This window comes from Citrobacter sp. VF227 (genome assembly GCF_052950715.1).
Map to the genome: position 1 here is coordinate 332,976 of NZ_JBRFVF010000004.1, position 24,609 is coordinate 357,584.

Consider the following 24,609-nt stretch of genomic DNA (forward strand, 5'->3'; position numbering starts at 1 on the left):
TTAAGGATGAAAAATGACATTATTCAAAGGATTAACAATAGTACTACTCGCCTTATCACTCACCTGCCAGGCGGCAATTCAGCCCGACAGAACGCGGATAATATTTAACGGCAACGAAAAAGCCAGCAGCCTGAAGCTCGAAAATCAGAGCAAGCAGTTGCCTTATCTGGCTTACTCATGGATTGAAGATGAAAAAGGAAATAAAGATGACACCTTTTTAGTTGCTCTACCACCAATCCAGCGGTTAAATCCCGGCGCAATTTCACAAGTGAGGATCGTTAAGCAGGATAAAGCGCGTTCACTGCCTCAGGATCGGGAATCGTTGTTTTATTTTAATGTCCGGGAAATTCCACCTGAGCCAGAAAATAAAGGTAGCAATGTCGTAGTACAAATGGCATTGCAATCCCGCATGAAATTGTTCTGGCGACCCGCCGCATTAAAGAAAAAACCGGGAGTCGAAGTCGAACATCAGCTTAAAATAAGTCAGCAGGGAAATACGCTGTTGGTCAATAATCCTACCGCCTACTACATTACGTTGGCTTTTTTTGGCAAAGACAGCAAAAGCCAATTGTCGGGCTTTAGCAGTAAGATGATTCCCCCTTTTTCCTCTGCCACATTAAATGCCGGCGGTTATAACGGAAATACATTCGCACTGGGATATATGGATGATTATGGCGGACTGCGCATGCTGAACGTGAAATGCTATGGTCAGTGCGATCTTATCGTGCCGGAGGCCAGAAAATGATCCGCACGCTACGGTTATTTCTGTTGTTAATATTCATCGTTATCCCTTTTCGTTCCGCGCTGGCGGTTCACTGCTATCTGGGAGCCTCCGGTGGTCCTGTTGAAGGTTATACCGCTATCGAGCCGTTTGCAGTCCCTAACAACGCTAAACCCGGGGACAAAATCTGGGAAAGCAACGATATAAAAATCCCCGTCTACTGCGATAACGCAACCTCCGAAAATGCTTATAGCAGCGAAAACGTCTACGCATGGGTAAACCCCTACACCTCAGTCAACGATACCTATTATCAACTGGGCGTCACCTATGAAGGCATTGATTATGACGCCACGCAAGGTGCGGTCAGCATTGATACGCACCAGTGCATTGATAATCAGAAGCTTAAGATCTATACCCCAGCGCAAATCAGAGCCAGTGGTTGGGAGCACTACCTTTGCTCAGGAAACGCGGACGATACGCACTACTCGAGAACGTTTGTGGCCCGTATGCGTCTGTACGTAAAAATCATATCCATGCCTCCCCACGACTACACCAGCAGTATCGGCGATTATATTCTGGTGCAGTTTGATGGCGTTGGCGGTATTAACGTTAGCCCGGATGCTGCCAATCTCAAATATCATGTTACGGGATTAGATCAAATCCGCGTACTGGACTGCAGCGTAAAATTCAACATTTTTCCGGAAAACCAAACCATCGATTTTGGCACCTTTAATAATATGGAAATTAACGCCAAAACCTTGACCAAAAGCTTTTCCATTAAGACAACCAAGAATCAGGGTGCAGAAAGCGGGTGTACCGACACGTTTAAAGTTTCGTCCTCATTTTATACGACAGAAGAATTGGCTGAGGATGATAAATCGTTAAGAATCGGTAATGGTTTGCAGTTAAAAATACGCAATATGGAAGATAATACCTTATCCACCTTTAACGCATACTCTGAATATGCCGAGTTTGACACAGAATTACTGACCAGAGAGAAAAGCTATCAGGCTGAATTAAGTCAGGTCACCGGCGACACCGTGAAGACTGGGCCATTTGAAACAGTAGTTTTATTTAAAATTAACTACAACTAAGCGTAAAAAAGCCGATGGCGTTGCATCGGCTTTTTGCTATTTCACCAGTTCGTCTTACAATTAGCTGGCTTTACGCTCGTGCGCTTGACGATAAGCCACTAAATCTTCGATAGTGACTACAGCCATATTGTGCTTGCCGGCAAACTCAATGCACTGTGGCGCACGCGCCATGGTGCCATCATCATTAGTCAATTCGCACAGCACACCTGCCGGTTTAAACCCTGCCAGCGTCATCAGGTCGATGGTCGCTTCAGTATGACCACCGCGGGTTAACACGCCACCAGCCTGAGCACGCAGCGGGAACACGTGCCCCGGACGGTTCAGGTCGGACGGTTTTGCACCCTCTTTAACTGCCGCGCGAACCGTTGTAACACGGTCTGCAGCGGAAACGCCGGTGGTCACGCCTTCAGCGGCTTCAATGGTCACGGTAAAGCCGGTACCGTAAGCACTGGTGTTATTTTCAACCATCATTGGCAGATCGAGCTGTTTACGGCGGTCTTCGGTGATGCACAGGCAAACAATACCGCTTCCGTGACGGATGGTCAGCGCCATCTGTTCAACGGTCATGGTCTCTGCCGGGAAAATCATATCGCCTTCGTTTTCACGATCTTCGTCGTCAAGCACCATCACACCGCGTCCTTCACGCAGCGCAGACAGCGCATGTTCAACACGTTCGAAAGGCGTACCAAAAGAGGAAAGTAGCGTCTGATTCATGGTAAAAAAACCTCACTAAAATTATGGTTACCAGAATCAGGGCAGTCTTAGGAGTACCGTCTAAGCGGCAAAAAATAACGTGAGCGGGTCCATGCCCGACTGGATCGTTACTCTCTCCCATCCGGACTTTAACCGTCGGCCCCGGAATTACACCGGATCTGCTGACCTTTGAGTTTGCACTCAAAGCGCTCGCGGGCTTTCAACATCAGTTGATTTACCGCCGGTGGGGAATTTCGCCCCGCCCTGAGAATAAGCGCGTTAACTATAACGCTATTGATTACCTTCATCAACGCCTTTGCTCGGCTTAGCTTCACACAATTCTGGTTTATGCTTGTGCCAGTTCGCACTACAATATGCAGCAACACGTACCAGTTCAGGGAAACCACAATGATTGACCCGAAAAAAATTGAGCAGATTGCTCGTCAGGTTCATGAGTCGATGCCGAAAGGGATCCGCGAGTTTGGCGAAGACGTTGAGAAGAAAATTCGTCAAACGCTTCAGTCACAGCTGACCCGTCTGGATCTGGTAAGCCGTGAAGAGTTTGATGTACAGACTCAGGTTTTGCTGCGTACCCGTGAAAAGCTGGCGCTGCTTGAGCAACGTCTGACCGAGCTGGAATCGCGTGAAACAACGGCAGAAACTAAGCCTGCCCCCGCGATCCCGTCAGTCGATCCGCAAGAGTAAAAACGACAACGGGCCGCAAGGCCCGTTTTCTGTTAGTGTTCCAGTTCCAGCTTCCTGGCCTCCGTCGCCTGCTGGCAGTACAGCGCATAGCGTTTGCAAAACCAGCTACGGTGTTCTTCATCCATATTCCCAGTTATCGCCTGGATATCAACGGGATGGCCCTCAGCCTGCATCCTGGCAAAACTGCGGGCCAGGAAATCGAAATTGTTCATTGAATACATACTACTGTTCATGAGCATACCCTCCAGTTATTGAATATCTGCTAAGGCCATATGCTTTTTCTGATTTCAGTATTTCCCTGGATGCGAAGTTATTCTGCACATATTGTGCGCAAAAAAACCACCAGCTTCACAGTTTCCTACGAAATCTAAGAGGGGGGATGTGCCTCTTTTCGGATTCAAGCCAAGGAGAACGCATGTTATTGTAACGTCATGTAAAAGTAAGAGGTAAAACCATTACTTTTGACACTATCAGGGAACGCGGTCGCAGGAGGAAGAAAGTTGGTTTTATTCACGGATTATAACGCCCCCTACCTGTTTGCTATTTCATTTGTCCTGCTGATTGGCTTACTGGAAGTCATCTCTCTTATTTTCGGGCATTTCCTTTCGGGTGCGCTTGATGCGCATCTTGAACATTACGATGCCCTGACTTCCGGCAATATCGGCCAGGCGCTGCACTATTTGAATATCGGACGTATTCCCGCACTTATCGTGCTGTGTTTACTCGCAGGGTTCTTCGGACTCTTCGGCATCCTTCTTCAACATGGTTCGATCACGCTATGGCAAGTACCGCTCAGCAACCTACTGCTTGCTCCGGTGAGTTTTATTCTTGCCGTCTTTGCCGTGCATTACAGCGGAAAAATCATTGCTCCCTGGCTGCCGAGGGATGAAACCACCGCCCTCGCAGAAGATGAGTTTATCGGCTGCATGGCGATTATTACCGGACATTCCGCAAGTGCAGGAACCCCCTGCGAAGGCAAATTTACCGATAAGTTCGGGCAGACTCACTATGTGCTGCTGGAGCCTGAAGCAGGCCAAGAATTCAAAAAAGGAGACAAGGTGCTGATTATCTGCCGACTCTCCGCAACGCGTTACCTGGCCGAGCTAAACCCCTGGCCAAATGTTTTGTAATTTTTACTTTAAGGGAATAACACAATGGATGATGTTTTTGGCATGTTACCTTCATGGATGTTTACCGCCATTGTGGCGGTGGTCGTCTTATTAATTATCGGGATTATCTTTGCCCGCCTGTATCGCCGCGCGTCTGCTGAACAGGCGTTTGTACGTACCGGACTTGGCGGGCAAAAAGTGGTGATGAGCGGCGGCGCAATTGTCATGCCCATCTTCCACGAAATTATTCCTATCAACATGAACACCCTCAAACTTGAGGTGAGCCGTTCGACTGTCGACAGCCTCATCACCAAAGACCGTATGCGCGTGGATGTCGTCGTCGCCTTTTTCGTGCGTGTAAAACCGTCTGTTGAAGGAATTGCTACCGCCGCACAGACGCTGGGACAGCGAACGCTGTCACCAGAGGATTTACGTGTGCTAATAGAAGATAAGTTTGTCGATGCCCTGCGTGCCACTGCGTCGCAGATGACCATGCATGAACTGCAGGATACGCGTGAAAACTTCGTTCAGGGCGTACAAAATACCGTCGCGGAAGACCTGTCCAAAAACGGCCTGGAACTCGAGAGCGTTTCACTCACCAACTTTAACCAGACCGAAAAAGTCCATTTCAACCCGAATAACGCCTTTGATGCCGAGGGTCTGACCAAGCTGACCCAGGAAACAGAACGCCGTCGCCGCGAACGTAACGAAGTCGAGCAGGACGTTGAAGTTGCGGTGCGCGAGAAAAACCGTGATGCGCTGGCGCGCAAGCTGGAGATCGAGCAGCAGGAAGCCTTCATGACGCTTGAGCAGGAGCAGCAGGTGAAGACCCGCACGGCCGAGCAAAACGCCAAAATTGCCGCATTCGAAGCTGAACGTCATCGTGAAGCTGAGCAGACACGCATTCTTGCCGAACGCCAGATTCAGGAAACGGAAATCGAGCGCGAACAGGCGGTGCGATCAAGAAAAGTCGAGGCCGAGCGTGAAGTTCGCATCAAAGAGATCGAACAGCAGCAGGCAACGGAGATCGCCAACCAAACCAAGTCCATCGCCATTGCCGCCAAGTCCGAACAGCAGTCTCAGGCCGAAGCGCGTGCTAACGATGCCCTGGCCGAAGCGGTTCGCGCCCAGCAGAACGTAGAAACCACCCGCCAGACCGCAGAAGCGGATCGAGCCAAACAGGTTGCGCTGATCGCCGCTGCGCAGGATGCAGAAACCCAGGCGGTTGAACTGACCGTCCGGGCAAAAGCCGAAAAAGAAGCCGCAGAATTGCAGGCGGCAGCAATTGTTGAACTGGCCGAAGCGACGCGGAAAAAAGGTCTGGCGGAAGCCGAAGCCCAGCGTACGCTCAACGATGCCATCAACGTGCTTTCCGACGAACAGACCAGCCTGAAATTTAAGCTGGCTCTGCTGCAGTCTCTGCCAGCGGTTATTGAGAAATCCGTTGAGCCAATGAAGTCTATCGACGGAATCAAGATTATTCAGGTTGATGGCCTGAATCGTGGCGGCGCCGTCGGTGAAGTAAGCGCAGGTAACGTAAGCAGTGGAAATTTGGCTGAGCAGGCATTATCAGCAGCTCTTGCCTATCGTACACAAGCGCCGCTGATTGATTCGCTGTTAAATGAAATTGGCTTATCCGGCGGTTCACTGTCGGCACTGGCCGAGCCGCTGAAATCTGTGGAAAGCAACGCTGTGACTCAGGAATAAACCGTAATAATGCCGGATAGTGTCGCTATCCGGCTATCAGGTCAGAGCTCACTTATCGCTGTCTTTCTGGATCTTCTTGATGATATTGGTCGTTGAGCAGCCATCTTCGAAGTTCAGCACCAGCACTTCACCGCCGTTTGCCCATACCTCTTTACTACCCGCAATATCTTCCGGCTTATAGTCGCCGCCTTTAACCAGCAGATCCGGCAGGATGCCGGCGATCAGACGCTGCGGTGTATCTTCTTCAAACGAGACCACCCAGTCGACGGATTCCAGCGCGCCCAACACGATCATGCGCTGTTCCAGCGGGTTGACTGGACGCGTTTCGCCTTTCAGACGTTTGGTCGATGCATCGCTGTTTACCGCCACGATCAGGCGATCGCCCAGCTTGCGCGCATTCGCCAGATAAGAAACGTGGCCCGCATGCAGGATGTCGAACACGCCGTTGGTCATCACCACTTTCTCACCACGCTTGCGCGCGCTGGCAACGGCCTGTTTCAGCTCAGATTCGTTCATCACGCCAAAACCAGTATCAGCCCGGCCACGCACAGCGTTTTCGAGTTCAATCGGAGAAACGGTGGAGGTTCCCAGTTTACCGACCACAACACCGGCTGCAGCGTTAGCAAAATAGCACGCCTCTTCCAGTGAATTACCCGCCGCCAGCGTCGCCGCCAGCACACCGATTACCGTATCGCCCGCACCGGTCACGTCATACACTTCCTGCGCCTGTGTCGGCATATGCAGTGGCGATTTGCCCGGTTGCAGCAACGTCATACCCTGTTCTGAACGGGTAACCAGCAGTGCGGAAAGGTCGAAATCAGCAATCAATTTCATGCCGCGCTCAACCAGTTCATCTTCGCTTTTGCATTTACCGACTACCGCTTCAAACTCAGACAGGTTGGGCGTCAGCAGCGTTGCGCCGCGGTAGCGTTCAAAATCGGTCCCTTTCGGATCGATAAGTACCGGCACGCCAGCCTTACGCGCCAGCGCAATCATCTGCTGCACGCTTGCCAGCGCGCCTTTGGCGTAATCGGAGAGCACCAGAGCGCCAATAGAGCCCAGCGCCTGATTAATACGCTCGTGCAGCGGTTGCGGATCCACGCCTTCAAAACCCTCTTCGAAATCCAGGCGAATCAACTGCTGGTTGCGGGAGAGCACGCGCAGTTTGGTGATTGTCGGATGCGTCGGCACGGAAACGAAATCGCATTTTACGTTCACATCCGCCAGTGTTTTGCTCAGCGCCCGCGCCGCGTCGTCAATACCGGTCAAACCCACCAGACGGGAATTTGCACCCAGAGAGGCAATGTTCATCGCCACGTTTGCTGCGCCACCGGGACGTTCTTCGATGGTATCGACCTTCACCACCGGAACCGGCGCTTCAGGTGAAATACGGTTGGTAGGACCGTACCAGTAGCGATCCAGCATCACATCACCGACAACCATGACTCCTGCACGTTCAAACTCTGGCAGCGTTACTTTCATTCCTGTCTCCTGAGAGATTCTCTGAGGGTCTTAAAATTTGCGCGCGATAATAGCACACTTCACTCGGCAACCAGCCACTTCTGCCAGCTGTCATGCACCAGCGTACGTTCAGCGTTGAAGTGTTCCGGCGCTACATGGCCTGGAAGTTCCTGCAACGCAAGATGGTGCAGTTCGTCGCGCAGCGTTGTATAAGCGCGGGTAAGTGCCAGCGCTTCCTGCTCATCCATAATGTCGTTTTGTGCCAGTAATTCCAGAATGCGCACGTTATCCGACCAGCGCGTCAGCTTCGGTTTTTCATGCGCATAGCGCAGCACTAAATATTGCGTAATAAACTCAATGTCGGTAATGCCACCTTCGTCAGCTTTAATATCAAAGCGATCGCGATGCTTATTGCCCAAATGGGCGCGCATTTTCTCACGCATTTCACGCACGTCGGTCTGCAAGGTTTTTCCATCACGGACGAGGGTCATGATATCGCGACGAATCGCATCAAACTGAGAGGTCAACTGCGGGTCGCCGTATACCACGCGAGCACGCACCAGCGCCTGATGCTCCCACGTCCACGCTTCGTTGCGTTGGTAATCGGCGAAAGCGTCGATTGATGTCACCAGCATTCCCGCCGCGCCGGATGGACGCAGCCGCGCATCCACTTCGTACAAAATACCAGACGAGGTGCGGGTGCTGAAAAGGTGCATAATGCGCTGCGACAAACGCAGATAGAACTGTCGCCCGTCAATCTCACGCTCACCGTCCGTCATTACGTCCATCGGACAATCATGCAGGAAGATCAAATCAAGATCCGAACTGTAGCCAAGTTCCCAGCCGCCCAGTTTGCCATAGCCAACGACGGCAAAACCGCGCCCCTCACGCTCGTCAAGATGGGTAGGTTGCCCGTAGCGGGCGACCATTTGCGTCCACGCCTGCTGGACTACCGCATCGATCATGGCTTCCGCCAGCCAGGTTAAGTGGTCGCTCACCTTCATCACTGGCAGCGTACCGGCAATATCAGCCGCGGCAATTCGCAAAAGCTGCGTTTGCTTAAACTGTCGCAGCGCTTCCAGTTGCTGTTCTTCGTCATCTTCCGGTACGCGCAGCAAATACTGGCGCAGCTCATCACGGTAGGCATCCGTCGCGGTGGGTTGATACAGGGTGTTCGGATCCAGCAGTTCATCGAGCAACAGCGGATACCGCGCCAGCTGGCTGGCAATCATCGGCGAGGCGGCACAGAGTGAAATCAGGTGCTTAAGCGCTCCCGGGAATTCGCTCAGCAGCTCCAGATAGGTGGTGCGGGTCACAATGCCGACCAGCAGCGGAGTGATGCGCGACAGCGGTATTGAGGCGTCGTCACGCGTACAGACATCGCTCAACAGATGCGGCATTAAATGATCCAGCACCTGGCGTCCACGTGGGCCAATAGTGCGTTTATCCAGCTCTTTGCGGAAATCAGCAATCAGAGACAGCACGCGCCGGCGATCGTCATCTGCCAGATGCGTCAGCACCGGCGTGGTATCATCTTCCTGTAATGCGTCCTGCCACAGTTCGCGCCACTGCTCAGAGAGCGACTCTTCCTGGGTTTCAGCTTCGTCATCGCCAATCAGCTCGTTGAATACCCGGCGCACATTGTCCATATGATTGACCAGCACATCGGTTAACTGCTGCCAGTCATCAACGTTCATCCCCCACGCCAGTCGCGCACGATTCAGTTCATCGCCCGGCAGCGTCTGGGTCTGCTCATCATTGATACTTTGCAGCAGATTTTCCAGGCGGCGCAAATAGAGATAGGCTGCGCGCAGTTGTTCCGCGTCGGTATCAGACAGCAGGTGCAATTCATTGATGGCGCTGAGCGTCGGTAACAGCGATCGGGATTGCAGAGACGGCTCGCGCCCACCGCGAATAAGCTGGAATACCTGCACGATAAATTCGATTTCACGAATACCGCCCGCCCCCAGCTTAATGTTGTCTTTCAGGCCTCGGCGGCGCACTTCACGGGCAATCATCCCTTTCATGTTTCGCAGAGACTGGATCACGCTGAAATCAATATAGCGGCGGAAGACAAATGGCCGCAGCATCGCGCGAAGTTCACTGACGTAGGTACCGTCGGAATCGCCCATAATGCGGGCTTTGACCATCGCATAACGTTCCCAGTCGCGCCCTTGTTCCTGGTAATAATCTTCCAACGCAGAGAAACTCAGCACCAGCGGGCCGCTGTCGCCAAACGGGCGTAAACGCATGTCCACCCGATAGACAAAACCATCCATTGTGGGCTGATCCAGCACCTTGATGAGCCGCTGCCCCATGCGAGTAAAGAACTGCGCGTTATCCAGCTCGCGACGCCCGCCCTGCGTACTGCCGTGCTCCGGCCAGGCAAAAATCAGGTCAATATCAGAAGAAAAATTCAGCTCGCCGCCGCCGAGTTTTCCCATACCTAAAATCAGCAGCGGCTGCGCAACACCTTCAGGATTACAGGGCGTTCCCCACTCGCGACAGCAGGCGGCGTATAACCAGTCACGCGCGGCGACGATCAACGTTTCAGCCAGATGACTTAGCTGCTGCAAAATACTCTCTTCGGTCACCAGCGACAGTGTCTGCGCCCAGGCGATACGCACCATGATACGACGGCGAAACAAGCGCAGCTCACGCATCAGCGTGTTTTCGTCGCTGACATCGACCAATGCTTGCTGTAACCACTCGGCATAATGTTGCCATTCATCCGCCTGAGGTGGCGTACTTTCCAGCTCAGACAGCCATTCGGGATGGGCAATCATGCTGTCGCGGACAAAATCACTGAATGTAAGCACTGACTTCGCCTGCACGCTAAGCGAGGACTCAGAGATTGCTGCTGGCAGCCGCTCAACAACGGTCGGCCAGTACTGCTGTAACGGTGAAGAGAGCTGCTTCATGTATGGGACATCCTTTGCGTATTGAGGCCTCAACCCTAATTATCGTTTTCCGCTGTGCAGCCAGAACGGTTCCAGCGCGATCGCCTCGTTGCGGAAGTGTTCAATTTCAATATATTGGTTGGCCGCAATGGCGTGACGTAAGCCCTGCCAGTTGGCGATCCATTCCGATGCGACATTTTCGTCGTAGTATCCCGCCAGCATCAGCATGCTATCAATATTGCGCGTCAGGCGCGGCAGCTGATCGACGTACTTATCGCCCAACGGCTGAGCGAAAGTGGTTTTCAGTTCAGCGGCATGGCGTGAGAGATGCGTATCCGAGAAACGCTTAAAGGAGTCGGCAATTTTACCCTGCGCCTTCGCATCAAGGAACGGCTGCCACCCTTTGGTCACCAGCCATTCGGTTAACGCCAGTTTGGCCATCGCCGTTTGGGTGCTGTAAACCGCCGAAACGGCAGACACATCAGACGCGATGATCGCTTCCGACTGGGTCAACAAATCACGTAAGTGAGCGCTCGCTTTTCGTGGCACGCAGCCACCAAACAGCATCAGAATGTGGCGTACCAGCCCCATTGCAGCCAAAACCTCGGCTTTCGCCCCTTTGACGCCGCGTACCCACAGCTCTTCATGGTACTGCCACTGTGATAATGCCAGCTCCAGCGCCGCTTCCATCCCCTGCTCAATACTCGCCTTCGCCGGAACCTGCAAAATGCGCGTCGGTTTGAGTTCACGCGGCGCATTCCCCTGAGCCAGATGATAGCCGCGCGCCGCTTTGCTCAGGCTGCCCTGGCGTAGACCGGCTTGCGAAACCAGCTGGTTTGCCAGCTTCAGTACCGCCCGGGTATCGCCGCTTAGCAGCTCAAGTTCAAGCTCACAGAGAGGTTCAGCACATTCGCCCGCTTTTACTTCCCCGAGATCGAGGGCGATTTCAATACGGCTGCCGTCAACATCCAGGCACCATTTCTCACGATAAAAATCGGTGCTGAACAGTGGTTGCACCTGAGAGGCAAGTTCAGCAGGCAGTTCGCCATCTGGCCAGACTTCCGTTGGGAACAAGGCGAGATCCAGCTCAGGCACGCTCAGCGCAACGTTAAATTCCGGTCGCTGATGCAGGCCGCCCGTCACGCGTCCGGCAATTTTCATGGTCATTTCGTAATGACCGTTTTCACCGCGAATACGCAGCCCCATATCGTGATTACGCAACCACGCATCCGGCGTTTCGTAGTAAATATTCAGCAACTGGCTGGGCGCATGATGCTCTCCCCCCAGCGTATTCAGACATTCACGCAGCGCATCTACAGCGTCACTATTGACGATAAATTTTAATTCGATTTCCTGGGCCATGGTCTTGTACTTATGGGTTATGTCACAGTTGAGAAAACTGACTGCGAACTAAGTTCGTTCTTTATGGTCAGTAGATAGTATTTTGCGCCAAATTGCCATGCAACGAGCAATTTGACGGGCGTAAAAGTTTCGGGTGGTGGCAAAAAGGACACAGATGATTCCGATTGATGTCGAATGCTTTGCGTAGAGACACTGATGCCACTACTATCGTTCCACTTTCTATGACAATAACGACAGCCTGATGCCAAAATTACGCCTGATTGGATTAACTTTACTCGCACTTAGCGCCACTGCAGTCTCTCATGCCGAAGAAAAGCGCTATGTCTCTGACGAACTGAACACCTGGGTCCGCAGCGGTCCGGGAGATAATTATCGCCTCGTGGGTACGGTTAACGCCGGCGAGGAAGTCACGCTATTACAGACCGATGCCAACACCAACTACGCCCAGGTGAAAGACAGCACCGGACGTACCGCCTGGATCCCACTGAAAGAGCTGAACAGTACGCCGAGCCTGCGTACCCGCGTTCCCGACCTGGAAAACCAGGTTAAGACCTTGACCGATAAGCTCAATAATATCGATACCACATGGAATCAGCGTACCGCCGACATGCAGCAAAAGGTAGCACAAAGCGACAGCGTGATTGACGGGCTGAAACAAGAAAACCAGAAGCTGAAGAACGAACTTATCGTGGCGCAAAAGAAGGTGAGCGCAGCCAACCTTCAGCTTGATGACAAGCAGCGTACTATCATCATGCAATGGTTTATGTATGGCGGCGGCGTGCTGGGTCTTGGTCTGCTGCTCGGTCTGGTTCTGCCACACATGATCCCAAGCCGTAAACGCAAAGATCGCTGGATGAACTGAATCGCCTTCTCCGCCACACTGACATATGATTAAGGAATGTTTTTTTCAAAAGGAAAGTGGCGTGAAGATTTATCTGGTCGGTGGTGCAGTTCGGGATGCGTTATTAGGGCTACCGATTAAAGATAAAGATTGGGTCGTAGTCGGCGCCACGCCGCAAGGAATGCTCAACGCGGGTTACCAGCAGGTAGGTCGCGATTTTCCCGTGTTTCTGCACCCGCAAACCCGGGAAGAGTATGCGCTGGCACGTACTGAACGTAAATCAGGCTCAGGATATACCGGATTCACCTGCTACGCCGCGCCAGATGTGACGCTGGAGGCCGATCTTCAGCGTCGCGACCTGACCATCAACGCAATGGCCCGCGATGACGACGGGGAGATTATCGACCCGTATAATGGACTCGACGATCTGGAAAACCGCCTGCTGCGCCATGTTTCCCCTGCTTTTAGCGAAGATCCGCTACGCGTGTTGCGCGTGGCGCGCTTTGCTGCCCGTTATGCACACCTCGGCTTTCGTATTGCCGACGAAACCATGACGCTGATGCGCGAGATGAACGCCGCTGGCGAGCTGGAACACCTGACGCCAGAGCGCGTGTGGAAAGAAACGGAATGCGCCTTAACCACCCGTAATCCACACGTTTTTTTTCAGGTCCTGCGCGACTGTGGCGCACTGCGCGTTCTGTTTCCTGAAGTGGATGCCCTGTTCGGCGTCCCTGCGCCCGCGCAATGGCACCCGGAAATTGATACCGGCATTCACACGCTGATGACGCTGTCGATGGCAGCCATGTTAAGCCCGGAGGTCGACGTGCGTTTCGCCACGCTGTGCCACGATCTTGGCAAAGCATTAACGCCTAAAGCGCTATGGCCGCGCCATCACGGCCACGGTCCGGCGGGCGTTAAGCTGGTCGAGCAACTGTGTCAGCGCCTGCGCGTGCCGAATGACATCCGTGATTTAGCCAAACTGGTGGCTGAGTTCCACGACCTGATTCATACCTTCCCGATCCTGCAGCCGAAAACCATCGTTAAGCTGTTTGATTCCATCGATGCCTGGCGTAAACCGCAGCGCGTGGAGCAAATCGCCCTGACCAGCGAGGCCGACGTGCGTGGGCGAACCGGTTTTGAAGCGGCGGATTACCCGCAAGGCAGGTTGTTGCGCGAGGCCTGGCAGGTTGCGCAGGCGGTACCCACGAAAGATGTCGTGGAAGCGGGATTCAAAGGTCAGGCAATTCGTGAAGAACTGACCCGACGTCGCATCGCAGCGGTGGCTAACTGGAAGGAGAAGCGGTGTCCTAAACCCACCGCCTGAACGGATATCACCCCCAGGCCGGATAAGGCGGAACGCCGCCATCCGGCACCAGGTTAGTCATCAGAAGAACACGACGTAAACGGCAGCGGCCACAATAAAGCGGTAAATCGCAAACGGAATGAACGAAATGCGCTTAATCAGCTGCAGGAAGGTTTTGATCGCGACCAGCGCCACAATAAATGCCGTCACGAAGCCAACTGCAAACATCGGTATATCTGATGCGCTGAGGAACGACCAGCTTTTGTAAAGATCCAGCGCCGTGGCGCCCATCATCATCGGTACCGCCAGCAGGAATGAAAACTCAGAAGCCGCGTAACGGCTCACGCCCATCAGCATACCGCCAGAAATCGTCGCACCGGAACGAGAAAAGCCCGGCCACAGCGCCAGACACTGAAAACAGCCAATCATAAACGCCTGGCGATAGGTCATATCATCCAGACCCGGCGCGCGCGGCTCTTTCGGCTTCAGGCATTCTGCGGCAATCAGCAGCACGCCCCCAACCACCAGCGCATACATCACGTTGATCGGGTTAAACAGCGACTTGATGGTGTCGTGGAACACCAGTCCCAGTACAACGGCCGGAATCATCCCCAACAGGATATGCCCCAGCGTCAGCCGACCTTTGCCTGTCCCTTCATGTGGGTCCTTGCCGAAGTGAATGCCGATCAGGCCAAACAAACGTCGCCAGAACATCACCACCACTGCCAGAATAGACCCCAACTGGATCACCACCTCGAATGTTTTTGCGGTATCACCCTCAAAACCCAACAGGTGGCCAACAATAATCATATGGCCGGTACTGGAAACGGGTAAAAATTCCGTCAATCCTTCGACCACACCCAAAATTGCCGCCACCAGCAGCGAGTGCATATCACTCATTAATAAACCCCTAGATAGAGAAACCACGGCAAAAAAGAGCCGACGAAAGGACTCTTTTATACCCGTTTGATTTAGAAATTATTAAATTAATTATTTTCTTTCAGATTATTGCCACGCTCAATGACGACCCCGACGTTTGCCGCACGGGCTACCGCACCAGGTTTACTGAGTTTGATCCGCACCCATGGTGAATTAAAGCGGCTAAGTAGCATATCCGCCACCTCTTCCGCCACACGTTCTACCAGCGCAAAACGCCCACCTTCCACATGGTTAACAACCGTTTGTGCAATATCAGCATAGCTCAGGCAATCAGCCACATCATCGCTTTTAGCCGCTTTGCGGTTATCCCACGCCATTTCGATATCGAACACCAACTGCTGTTCAATCGTTTGTTCCCAGTCGTAAACACCGATAGTGGTGATTACGGAAAGTTGCTCTATAAATACAATATCCATCACGACCTGCCTGCTTTTTGGCTAACCCGGATACCACTTCCGGCGAAATGTGCGTATTATCCACAGAAGTAGCGTTTTACACGACATTTTCAAAACGGAACAGCTTATGAGTGCAATCGCGCCTGGAATGATTATCTTCGCGTACCTCTGTGGCTCAATTTCCAGTGCTATTCTGGTATGCCGCCTTGCTGGATTGCCGGACCCGCGGGACAGTGGTTCTGGGAATCCGGGCGCGACGAATGTATTGCGAATCGGTGGCAAGGGAGCCGCCGTCGCGGTGCTGATTTTCGACGTCCTGAAAGGTATGTTACCCGTCTGGGGTGCCTATGCGCTAGGCATCAGCCCCTTCTGGCTGGGATTGATCGCAATCGCCGCCTGTCTGGGACACATTTGGCCGGTATTCTTCGGTTTTAAAGGTGGGAAAGGCGTTGCCACCGCCTTTGGCGCAATTGCGCCGATTGGCTGGGATTTAACCGGCGTGATGGCCGGAACCTGGCTGTTAACCGTCCTGTTAAGCGGCTATTCGTCGTTAGGCGCTATTGTCAGCGCGCTGATTGCCCCTTTTTACGTCTGGTGGTTCAATCCCCAGTTCACTTTCCCGGTGTCCATGTTGTCGTGCTTAATTCTGCTTCGTCACCATGACAACATTCAGCGCCTGTGGCGTCGTCAGGAACCGAAGATCTGGACCAAGTTGAAGAAAAAACGCGAAAAAGACCCCGAGTGATTTTATTGTCGGATAGTGACGCGTCGGCGTCTTATCCGGCCTCGGGGATGTGATACCCTTCTACCGGCTTGCCTAATCGACGCTGACACCACGTCGCCAGAAACTCCACGCACACGCGAAGCTTCACGCTGCGATACAGCGGCTCCTGATAAACCGCCCAGATATTGGCGCTTTGCGCATAGTCCGGCAGCACCCGCACCAGTTCCCCGCTAGCCAGAAATGGCTGCAGGTCCCATTCGGAACGCAACATAATCCCTTTTCCCTGCAGCGCCCACTGCAGCACAATCTCACCACTGTTAGAAGAAAGATGTCCCGCCACCTTAACCGACTTTTTCTCCTGGCCGTTATCCAGTTCCCACACCCCGTGAGTCATATCCCGTTCTTTGGTGACCAGGCAATCATGTCGAATTAATTCTGGTAACGTCATCGGCTCACCGTATTTCTGTAAATACGTCGGTGCCGCGCATAATATCCTTTTGTTTTTCGTTAACAAATGCGCAATATAATAATCAGGAATCTCATCATTGATGCGAATATCCAAATCGATATTATCCTGCGCCAAATCAATTTGCCGATCGTAAAGTTCGAAATGTACCTGTAATTCAGGATAGCTGTGCATCAATTCTGTAATTGCCGGTGCAATATAACTGCGCCCAAAACCAAAGCTACAGCCGATACGAATCATCCCTGCCGGACGCGTTTTGAGTTGCGTAACGTCATCGACCAAATGCTGATAGCTTGCGAGGATCGCCTGCGCGTGTTCATAGCAACGTTGACCACTCTCCGTTAGCGCCACGCCGCGTGCCGAGCGGCTTAGCAACGTAGCCCCTAGCGTAGACTCAAGGATCTGAATGCGCTTCGTCACAAACGCAGGCGTCTGGCCCAGCGTCGCGGCGGCGGCGCTAAAGCTGCCGCTATGAACAATTTCAACCAGCACCTGCAGGTCTTTCGCCAGGGGATACGTGTTCAGCATGATCGGTAATCCGTAATGTGATTAACCGCAGTGTAATTCTCTCATGCGTATTAAACCCTGCTCTGCCGCAATTTTTATTGCCTTATCTGGACATCATTCACGAACTGCTAATTGGATATTCACAGTGCCAAATAATATAAATCCACATTTTTAGTGTTAGTTTTTGGCGGAGAGTTTATTTCCAGATAAATAAAAGAACTGGAGTTAATAAGATGAGCAATCAAAATAACCAACATGCGATAACTACGCTGACGAACATTGTCGCCGACTTTACCGCCATGATTTCTACCCGCATGCCTGACGACGTTGTGGATAAATTAAAGCAACTGCGTGAAGGCGAAACCTCGCCGATGGGTAAAATCATCTACCACACCATGTTTGACAACATGCAGAAAGCTATCGACCTGAACCGCCCTGCCTGTCAGGACACCGGAGAGATTATGTTCTTCGTGAAGGTCGGTTCCCGTTTTCCGCTCCTCGGCGAACTGCAAAGCATTCTGAAACAGGCCGTTGAAGACGCTACGGTAAAAGCGCCGCTGCGCCATAACGCGGTTGAGATTTTTGACGAAGTGAATACCGGAAAAAATACCGGTACGGGCGTGCCGTGGGTCACCTGGGACATCATCCCTGATAATGATGACGCGGAAATCGAAGTCTACATGGCAGGCGGCGGCTGTACGCTGCCAGGGCGCTCAAAAGTGTTAATGCCTTCTGAAGGCTATGAAGGCGTGGTGAAATTTGTCTTCGAAAATATCTCCACGCTGGCTGTTAACGCCTGTCCGCCGGTATTGGTAGGTGTGGGTATAGCCACCTCTGTAGAAACCGCTGCCGTGCTTTCTCGTAAAGCGGTGCTACGCCCTATCGGATCACGCCATCCAAACCCAAAAGCGGCTGAGCTGGAACTGCGTCTGGAAGAAGGGCTTAACCGTCTGGGCATTGGGCCGCAAGGGTTGACCGGGAATAGCTCGGTGATGGGCGTACATGTCGAATCCGCCGCGCGCCACCCGTCGACTATCGGCGTTGCCGTCTCTACCGGCTGCTGGGCGCACCGTCGCGGCACGCTGTTGGTTCATGCCGACCTCTCCTTCGAAAACCTGTCTCACACCCGGAGCGCGTTATGAAAAAGATCCTCACAACCCCGATCAAAGCCGAAGATCTGGCAGACATTCGCGTTGGCGATGTCATTTACCTGAGCGGCACGCTGGTGACCTGCCGTGACGTTTGCCACCGCCGCCTGATCGAATTGAAGCGCCCGATTCCTTATGACCTGAACGGCAAAGCCATTTTCCATGCGGGCCCGATCGTCCGTAAGAACGGTGATAAATGGGAGATGGTCTCCGTTGGCCCAACTACCAGCATGCGTATGGAAGCGTTTGAGAAAGACTTTATCGAGCAGACGGGCGTCAAGCTGGTGGTCGGCAAGGGCGGCATGGGACCGCTGACGGAAGAAGGCTGTAAGCAGTTCAAAGCGCTGCACGTCATCTTCCCCGCAGGCTGTGCGGTCGTGGCGGCAACTCAGGTTGAAGAAATTGAAGAGGTACACTGGACCGAACTCGGCATGCCGGAATCTCTATGGGTATGCCGGGTAAAAGAGTTTGGCCCGCTGATCGTTTCCATCGATACCCACGGCAATAACCTGATTGCCGAAAACAAAAAGCTGTTCGCTGAACGTCGCGATCCTATCGTCGATGAAATCTGCGAGCACGTGCACTACATCAAATAACCCTCCCGGAGGGGCGTAACGCCTCTCCCTCTTCGCAGGGGTACAACAATGGCACCTTTAGCTGGTTGGTGGCGATACCTGGCTCCGCTGGTGGTCATCGCCATTATTGCTGTTCTTCCCGTCCCCACCGGTCTTGAGAGTCATACATGGCTCTATTTTGCCGTCTTTACCGGTGTGATTGTCGGGCTTATTCTGGAACCTGTACCGGGCGCGGTAGTGGCGATGATTGGCATTTCGATCATCGCCGTCCTTTCACCGTGGCTGCTGTTCAGCCCGGAGCAACTCGCGCAGGACGGTTTTAAATTTACCGCCAAATCACTGTCGTGGGCGGTATCTGGCTTTTCAAACTCGGTTATCTGGCTGATCTTCGCGGCCTTTATGTTTGGTACCGGCTATGAGAAAACCGGACTCGGTCGGCGTATCGCGCTGATGCTGGTGAAAAAGATGGGGCACCGGACGCTGTTTCTCGGCTATGCGGTGATGTTCTCTGAGCTTATCCTCGCCCCCGTCACACCTTCCAACTCCGCGCGCGGAGCCGGAATAATCTACCCGATTATCCGCAACCTGCCGCCGCTGTATAACTCACAGCCCAATAGTACCAGTTCACGCTCCATTGGCTCATACATCATGTGGATGGGCATTGTCGCCGACTGCGTCACCAGCGCCATTTTCTTAACGGCGATGGCACCGAACCTGCTGTTGATCGGCCTGATGAAAGGTGCGTCCCACACGGCGCTGAGCTGGGGCGACTGGTTCTTAGGCATGCTGCCGCTGAGCATTTTGCTGGTGTTGACCGTGCCGTGGTTGGCGTATGTGTTGTACCCACCGGTACTGAAATCCGGCGATCAGGTTCCACGCTGGGCGGATACAGAGCTAAAAGCGATGGGACCGCTCTGCGCTCGCGAGAAAAAGATGCTGGTGCTGATGGTCGGCGCGCTGGTACTGTGGATCTTCGGCGGCGATTTTATTGACGCCGCGATGGTCGGATACAGCGTAGTGGCCTTGATGCTGGTTTTGCGCATCATCAGTTGGGATGACATCGTCAGTAATAAAGCCGCGTGGAACGTCTTTTTCTGGCTGGCCTCGCTGATCACGCTCGCCACCGGACTGAACAACACCGGCTTTATCTCCTGGTTTGGCAAACTGCTGGCGGGAGGACTGAGCGGCTATTCGCCGATGATGGTGATGGTGGCGCTCATCGTGGTGTTCTACCTGCTACGCTACTTCTTTGCCAGCGCCACGGCGTATACCTCTGCCCTGGCGCCAATGATGATTGCCGCCGCGCTGGCGATGCCGGAAATCCCATTACCGGTCTTCTGCCTGATGGTTGGTGCCGCCATTGGTCTGGGCAGCATTCTGACCCCTTACGCCACCGGTCCTAGCCCTATCTACTACGGCAGCGGCTATTTGCCGACGGTGGATTACTGGCGGCTCGGCGCTATTTTTGGCCTGATTTTTCTCGTTCTGCTGGTGATCACCGGTCTGGTCTGGATGCCCCTCGTTTTACTGTAAAACCCTGGTGGGGCGGCGTATTGTCGCCCCTTAATCCATAAGCTTCTCATATGATCGATTTCCCGATGCGCTGAGGCATACTTTTTTGTATGCAAACACCCTCATGCTGATAAGAGAAACGCTCTGGACACGGTTGCGCACGAGACACTCACAAGGGGCTGGCAGGCCGAACTGGATCTGCATTTTACCCGCACTGGGCACAAAACGGTGCTCGCCTCGGCGCGTCATCATGGTCCATTGACGGTTCAGCGTCCGTTTTACCCGGAAGAGGACGTCTGTCACCTCTATTTGCTTCATCCACCGGCGGGGATCGTTGGCGGAGATGAGCTTCATATTGCCGTCACACTCGACGAAAACAGCCATGCGTTAATCACCCAGCCCGGCGCGGGCAAGTTTTATCGCAGTCGTGGGCCACAAGCGTTGCTGCACCAGCATTTCACGCTCGCTTCGAATGCCACGCTGGAGTGGCTGCCGCAGGATACGATCCTCTTTCCCGGCGCCAACGCTGTTATTCAGTCCGTCTTTCACATCGCATCAGAGAGTCGCTTGCTGGCCTGGGATCTACTGTGTCTCGGGCGACCGGTTATGCAAGAAATCTTCAGCCACGGCGTGCTGCAAAACCGTCTGGAAGTGTGGCGGGATGGCCAGCCGCTGCTGATAGAACGCTTGCAGTTGCAGGAGGGAGACCTGAGTGGCGTTGCGCATCATCCCTGGGTCGGCACGTTGCTGTGTTATCCGGCCAGCGAACACATGCTGGAGGGCACGCGCGAACGGCTTACATCACTTGGCGATTACGCCGGAGCAACGCTTAATGACTCGCTGCTGACAATCCGCTTTCTTGCCGACGACAACCTGATTGTACAGCGCGTTATGCGTGACATCTGGCAATTCCTGCGCCCGCTGCTGACACATAAAACGCCTGTACTACCGCGAATCTGGCAAACCTAAGAGAACCCTTATGGAACTGACTCCCAGAGAAAAAGATAAGTTGTTGCTGTTTACCGCCGCACTGGTAGCGGAACGTCGTCTGGCCCGCGGGCTGAAGCTGAACTACCCGGAATCGGTGGCGCTGATTAGCGCTTTCATCATGGAAGGCGCGCGCGACGGGCAAACCGTGGCCGCACTGATGGAAGACGGACGTCACGTGCTGCGTCGCGATCAGGTGATGGAAGGCGTACCGGAAATGATCCCGGATATTCAGGTTGAAGCCACGTTTCCGGACGGCTCGAAGCTGGTCACCGTCCACAACCCGATCGTCTAAGGAGCGGTAATGATCCCAGGTGAATATCAAATCGTAAAAGGCAATATCACGCTCAACCAAGGGCGGGAGACCTGCACGATCGTGGTGGAAAATCATGGCGACAGACCCATCCAGGTGGGATCGCACTATCACTTTTCTGAAGTGAACCCGGCGCTGCGCTTTGACAGACTGGCCGCTCGCGGCTTTCGTCTGAACATTGCGGCGGGCACGGCGGTACGTTTTGAGCCGGGACAAAAACGCGAAGTCGAACTGGTGCGCGTCGCTGGCGCACAAAGGATCGTCGGGTTTCGCAGCGAAGTGATAGGCGCGCTGGAGGCAGATAATGAGTGAAATTTCCCGGCAGGCGTACGCCGACATGTTTGGCCCAACCACCGGCGATAAGGTGCGACTGGCGGATACTGACCTGTGGATCGAGGTGGAAAAAGACTTCACCACCTACGGCGAAGAGGTCAAATTCGGCGGCGGCAAAGTGATCCGCGACGGTATGGGTCAGGGACAAATGTGCGCGCAAGCGTGTGTGGATCTGGTAATAACCAACGCGTTGATCGTCGATCACTGGGGGATCGTGAAAGCGGATATCGGCATCAAAGCTGGCAGGATCTTCGCCATCGGCAAAGCGGGCAACCCTGATATTCAGCCCAACGTCACGATCCCGATAGGTGTGGGAACTGAAGTCATCGCCGGGGAGGGTAAGATCGTCACCGCGGGCGGCGTGGATACGCATATTCACTGGATCTGCCCGCAGCAGGCGCAAGAAGCGCTGGTTTCCGGCGTGACGACGATGGTAGGCGGCGGCACCGGACCGGCCGCCGGAACTCACGCCACCACCTGTACGCCGGGTCCGTGGTACATCGCGCGCATGCTGCAGGCGGCAGACGCGTTGCCGGTTAATATTGGTTTGCTGGGCAAGGGTAACGGCTCAAACCCTGACGCCCTGCGCGAGCAAATCACGGCCGGTGCCATTGGCCTGAAGATCCACGAAGACTGGGGCGCCACACCTGCCGCTATCGACTGCGCGCTGACCGTGGCCGACGAGATGGACATCCAGGTGGCACTCCACAGCGACACGCTCAATGAATCCGGTTTCGTGGAAGATACGCTGGCGGCGATTGGCGATCGTACCATTCATACCTTCCATACCGAAGGCGCGGGCGGCGGTCATGCGCCGGATATCATTACCGCCTGCGCACATCCGAATATCCTGCCCTCCTCCACGAATCCGACATTGCCTTATACCATCAACACCATCGACGAGCATCTCGATATGCTGATGGTTTGTCACCATCTCGATCCGGATATCGCCGAAGACGTGGCCTTTGCCGAATCACGCATTCGCCGGGAAACGATCGCTGCCGAAGATGTGCTGCATGACATTGGCGCGTTTTCCCTGACCTCGTCCGATTCACAGGCAATGGGGCGCGTGGGCGAAGTGATCCTGCGCACCTGGCAGGTGGCACACCGTATGAAGGCGCAGCGTGGCCCACTGGCTGAAGAAACCGGCGACAACGACAACCTGCGCGTTAAACGCTACGTCGCCAAATACACCATCAATCCGGCGCTAACCCACGGTATCGCCCATGAAGTCGGCTCCGTTGAACCTGGCAAACTGGCCGATCTGGTGCTGTGGTCACCGGCATTCTTTGGCGTAAAACCGGCGACGATCGTTAAAGGCGGGATGATCGCCTGTGCGCCGATGGGCGACATCAATGCCTCGATTCCCACCCCGCAGCCGGTACATTACCGCATGATGTTTGGCGCACTTGGTGCGGCGCGGCATCACACCCGGTTGACCTTTATTTCTCAGGCCGCTGACGCGCAAAACATCCCGCAGCAGCTCAACCTGCAAAGCGCCATCGCCGTTGTCAAAGGGTGCAGAACGGTGAAAAAGGCCGACATGATCCACAACGACCTGCAACCCAATATCACTGTCGATGCTCAGACCTACGAGGTGCGTATTGATGGCGAACTGATTACCAGCGAACCGGCAAACGTTTTGCCGATGGCGCAACGCTATTTTCTGTTTTGAGGAGTGACGATGATCTACCTGACCCAACGCCTTGACCACGCCCACCGCGTCACCGCAAGCGTCACGCTACCCATTGATATGCGCGTAAAAAGTCGCGCCAGAGTAGCGCTGAACGACGGTCGCGAAGCCGGGCTGATGCTACCGCGCGGTTTGCTGTTACGCGGTGGCGACCTGCTGGCCACCGAAGATGGCAGCGAGGTGATCGAAGTGATCGCCGCGCCGGAGTCGGTTTCCGTGGTGCACTGCGTCGATCCTTTCCTGCTCGCCAAAGCCTGTTATCACCTCGGCAATCGCCACGTTCCGCTGCAAATTCTGCCCGATGAGCTGCGCTACCACCACGATCACGTGCTGGACGCCATGCTGCGCCAGTTCAACCTCGAGGTGACGTTCGCTCAGCTACCGTTTGAACCGGAAGCAGGCGCTTATGCCAGTGAATCCCACGGGCATCATCACGGGCATGCACACTGATGCATAACACCCAACAGCTACGTCTGATGCAGCTCGCCAGCAGCGCGCTCCCGGTGGGGTCGTTTACCTGGTCCCAGGGCCTGGAATGGGCGGTGGAAATCGGCTGGGTGAAAAGCGTCGATGACTTCTCTGACTGGCAAATTCAGCAGATGGAGCAGAACTTTTTTACCGTCGACCTACCGCTGCTGGCGAGGCTGTATCGCGCCTGCGAGCAGGGCGATCTCACCGCAGCGCGCCGCTGGACCGCTTACCTGTTGGCCTGCCGGGAAACCCGCGAACTGCGGGATGAAGAACGCTGTCGGGGCGCAGCGTTTACGCGACTGGTCACCGATTGGGAAGCAGATTGCTCGCGGGAGTGGCGAACGCTCTTTGTCGACAGCCAGCTTTGCGGCATGGCCTGGCTGGGTGTGCGCTGGAAAATCCCCCTGACCGAACTGGCGTTAAGCCTCGGCTACAGCTGGATTGAGAGCGCAGTGATGGCTGGCGTCAAACTGGTTCCCTTTGGTCAACAGGCAGCCCAGCGTTTGATTATTGCGCTATGCGATCGCTATGCGCAGGGCCTGGCACAGGCGCTGGCGTGTCCTGATGCCAGTCTCGGCTCCGCAACGCCGCTGGCTGCAATCGCATCTGCCCGGCATGAAACGCAATATTCCCGATTATTCCGCTCCTGA

25 protein-coding genes and 1 riboswitch are annotated in these 24,609 nt (G+C 54.1%); of the genes, 17 read left to right on the top strand and 8 right to left on the bottom strand.

The window, feature by feature from the left end; genetic code table 11:
- Positions 1-13 precede the first annotated feature (13 nt).
- Together ACU8YC_RS16110 and ACU8YC_RS16115 are read left to right on the top strand one after the other, a co-directional pair.
- Positions 14-745 (top strand): fimbrial biogenesis chaperone, encoded by a 732-nt coding sequence (locus ACU8YC_RS16110; RefSeq protein ID WP_446895543.1) that lies wholly within the window; start codon positions 14-16, stop codon positions 743-745.
- Positions 742-1,815 (top strand): type 1 fimbrial protein, encoded by a 1,074-nt coding sequence (locus tag ACU8YC_RS16115; RefSeq protein ID WP_446895544.1) that lies wholly within the window; start codon positions 742-744, stop codon positions 1,813-1,815. The genes ACU8YC_RS16110 and ACU8YC_RS16115 overlap by 4 nt, the downstream gene beginning before the upstream one ends.
- Before the next feature lie 60 nt (positions 1,816-1,875).
- On the opposite strand, the gene ribB is transcribed toward ACU8YC_RS16115, so the two are convergent.
- Positions 1,876-2,529, bottom strand: coding sequence for a 3,4-dihydroxy-2-butanone-4-phosphate synthase (ribB, locus tag ACU8YC_RS16120; RefSeq protein WP_151224361.1), 654 nt, complete (start codon positions 2,527-2,529; stop codon positions 1,876-1,878).
- Between the two features lie 105 nt (positions 2,530-2,634).
- Positions 2,635-2,784, bottom strand: a riboswitch (FMN riboswitch).
- Between the two features lie 132 nt (positions 2,785-2,916).
- On the opposite strand from ribB, the gene ubiK reads away from it, so the two are divergent.
- On the top strand, positions 2,917-3,213 hold the full coding sequence (gene ubiK, locus ACU8YC_RS16125; protein ID WP_151217743.1) for a ubiquinone biosynthesis accessory factor UbiK: 297 nt from the start codon (positions 2,917-2,919) through the stop codon (positions 3,211-3,213).
- A gap of 32 nt (positions 3,214-3,245) precedes the next feature.
- Here the strand turns inward: ubiK and glgS are convergent, their stop codons facing one another.
- Positions 3,246-3,452, bottom strand: coding sequence for a cell surface composition regulator GlgS (gene glgS, locus ACU8YC_RS16130; RefSeq protein ID WP_086523459.1), 207 nt, complete (start codon positions 3,450-3,452; stop codon positions 3,246-3,248).
- A gap of 261 nt (positions 3,453-3,713) precedes the next feature.
- On the opposite strand from glgS, the gene ACU8YC_RS16135 reads away from it, so the two are divergent.
- Positions 3,714-4,343 carry an OB-fold-containig protein gene (locus ACU8YC_RS16135; RefSeq protein WP_151224363.1) on the top strand — a complete coding sequence of 210 codons (630 nt, stop codon included), beginning with the start codon at positions 3,714-3,716 and terminating at the stop codon, positions 4,341-4,343.
- 24 nt (positions 4,344-4,367) lie between these two features.
- The gene (locus ACU8YC_RS16140; protein ID WP_446895545.1) at positions 4,368-6,029 is read left to right on the top strand and encodes a flotillin family protein; all 1,662 of its coding nucleotides are present in this window, start codon (positions 4,368-4,370) and stop codon (positions 6,027-6,029) included.
- 48 nt (positions 6,030-6,077) lie between these two features.
- Here the strand turns inward: ACU8YC_RS16140 and hldE are convergent, their stop codons facing one another.
- From hldE to ACU8YC_RS16155, 3 genes are read right to left on the bottom strand one after another with little or no spacing between them, the layout of a single operon-like run.
- Positions 6,078-7,511 (bottom strand): bifunctional D-glycero-beta-D-manno-heptose-7-phosphate kinase/D-glycero-beta-D-manno-heptose 1-phosphate adenylyltransferase HldE, encoded by a 1,434-nt coding sequence (gene hldE, locus ACU8YC_RS16145; RefSeq protein ID WP_151217746.1) that lies wholly within the window; start codon positions 7,509-7,511, stop codon positions 6,078-6,080.
- A 59-nt stretch (positions 7,512-7,570) separates the two neighbouring features.
- Positions 7,571-10,411, bottom strand: a complete 2,841-nt coding sequence (gene glnE / locus ACU8YC_RS16150; protein ID WP_370607921.1) for a bifunctional [glutamate--ammonia ligase]-adenylyl-L-tyrosine phosphorylase/[glutamate--ammonia-ligase] adenylyltransferase — start codon at positions 10,409-10,411, stop codon at positions 7,571-7,573.
- Between the two features lie 39 nt (positions 10,412-10,450).
- On the bottom strand, positions 10,451-11,752 hold the full coding sequence (locus ACU8YC_RS16155; RefSeq protein ID WP_151224366.1) for a CYTH domain-containing protein: 1,302 nt from the start codon (positions 11,750-11,752) through the stop codon (positions 10,451-10,453).
- 241 nt (positions 11,753-11,993) lie between these two features.
- Between ACU8YC_RS16155 and ACU8YC_RS16160 the strand changes: the two genes are divergently transcribed.
- Both ACU8YC_RS16160 and ACU8YC_RS16165 read left to right on the top strand, forming a co-directional pair.
- A complete protein-coding gene (locus ACU8YC_RS16160; RefSeq protein WP_048232822.1) occupies positions 11,994-12,614 on the top strand; it encodes a TIGR04211 family SH3 domain-containing protein in 621 nt (206 codons plus the stop codon).
- Between the two features lie 61 nt (positions 12,615-12,675).
- On the top strand, positions 12,676-13,917 hold the full coding sequence (locus ACU8YC_RS16165) for a multifunctional CCA addition/repair protein (RefSeq protein WP_446895546.1): 1,242 nt from the start codon (positions 12,676-12,678) through the stop codon (positions 13,915-13,917).
- A 60-nt stretch (positions 13,918-13,977) separates the two neighbouring features.
- Here the strand turns inward: ACU8YC_RS16165 and bacA are convergent, their stop codons facing one another.
- Positions 13,978-14,796 (bottom strand): undecaprenyl-diphosphate phosphatase, encoded by an 819-nt coding sequence (bacA, locus tag ACU8YC_RS16170; RefSeq protein ID WP_151224367.1) that lies wholly within the window; start codon positions 14,794-14,796, stop codon positions 13,978-13,980.
- Positions 14,797-14,882: 86 nt separating this feature from the next.
- A complete protein-coding gene (folB, locus tag ACU8YC_RS16175; RefSeq protein WP_151217750.1) occupies positions 14,883-15,251 on the bottom strand; it encodes a bifunctional dihydroneopterin aldolase/7,8-dihydroneopterin epimerase in 369 nt (122 codons plus the stop codon).
- A gap of 106 nt (positions 15,252-15,357) precedes the next feature.
- Here folB and plsY point away from each other — a divergent pair, with 106 nt between their 5' ends.
- Positions 15,358-15,975, top strand: coding sequence for a glycerol-3-phosphate 1-O-acyltransferase PlsY (gene plsY, locus ACU8YC_RS16180; RefSeq protein ID WP_151217751.1), 618 nt, complete (start codon positions 15,358-15,360; stop codon positions 15,973-15,975).
- 31 nt (positions 15,976-16,006) lie between these two features.
- Here the strand turns inward: plsY and ttdR are convergent, their stop codons facing one another.
- On the bottom strand, positions 16,007-16,948 hold the full coding sequence (gene ttdR / locus ACU8YC_RS16185) for an L-tartrate utilization transcriptional activator TtdR (protein WP_151217752.1): 942 nt from the start codon (positions 16,946-16,948) through the stop codon (positions 16,007-16,009).
- A 212-nt stretch (positions 16,949-17,160) separates the two neighbouring features.
- On the opposite strand from ttdR, the gene ttdA reads away from it, so the two are divergent.
- The 9 genes from ttdA to ACU8YC_RS16230 all read left to right on the top strand — a co-directional run bounded on the left by ttdA (position 17,161) and on the right by ACU8YC_RS16230 (position 24,609).
- Positions 17,161-18,069 (top strand): L(+)-tartrate dehydratase subunit alpha, encoded by a 909-nt coding sequence (gene ttdA, locus ACU8YC_RS16190; protein ID WP_252838743.1) that lies wholly within the window; start codon positions 17,161-17,163, stop codon positions 18,067-18,069.
- Positions 18,066-18,671: a L(+)-tartrate dehydratase subunit beta gene (gene ttdB / locus ACU8YC_RS16195; protein WP_187253270.1), complete on the top strand. Its 606-nt coding sequence runs from the start codon at positions 18,066-18,068 to the stop codon at positions 18,669-18,671. Before ttdA ends, ttdB begins: the two co-directional genes overlap by 4 nt.
- A 48-nt stretch (positions 18,672-18,719) precedes the next feature.
- Entirely contained in the window at positions 18,720-20,183 is a 1,464-nt protein-coding gene (locus ACU8YC_RS16200) for an anion permease (protein ID WP_151224372.1), read from the top strand.
- 123 nt (positions 20,184-20,306) lie between these two features.
- Positions 20,307-21,131 (top strand): urease accessory protein UreD, encoded by an 825-nt coding sequence (locus tag ACU8YC_RS16205; protein WP_210905456.1) that lies wholly within the window; start codon positions 20,307-20,309, stop codon positions 21,129-21,131.
- A gap of 10 nt (positions 21,132-21,141) precedes the next feature.
- A complete protein-coding gene (locus ACU8YC_RS16210) occupies positions 21,142-21,444 on the top strand; it encodes an urease subunit gamma (RefSeq protein WP_003024678.1) in 303 nt (100 codons plus the stop codon).
- A 9-nt stretch (positions 21,445-21,453) separates the two neighbouring features.
- Positions 21,454-21,774 (top strand): urease subunit beta, encoded by a 321-nt coding sequence (locus ACU8YC_RS16215; protein WP_446895547.1) that lies wholly within the window; start codon positions 21,454-21,456, stop codon positions 21,772-21,774.
- Positions 21,767-23,470, top strand: coding sequence for an urease subunit alpha (gene ureC, locus ACU8YC_RS16220; protein WP_210905390.1), 1,704 nt, complete (start codon positions 21,767-21,769; stop codon positions 23,468-23,470). The genes ACU8YC_RS16215 and ureC overlap by 8 nt, the downstream gene beginning before the upstream one ends.
- Positions 23,471-23,479: 9 nt before the next feature.
- On the top strand, positions 23,480-23,938 hold the full coding sequence (gene ureE, locus ACU8YC_RS16225) for an urease accessory protein UreE (protein WP_187259029.1): 459 nt from the start codon (positions 23,480-23,482) through the stop codon (positions 23,936-23,938).
- Complete coding sequence (locus ACU8YC_RS16230) at positions 23,938-24,609, top strand: urease accessory protein UreF (RefSeq protein ID WP_187253275.1); 672 nt, start codon at positions 23,938-23,940, stop codon at positions 24,607-24,609. Before ureE ends, ACU8YC_RS16230 begins: the two co-directional genes overlap by 1 nt.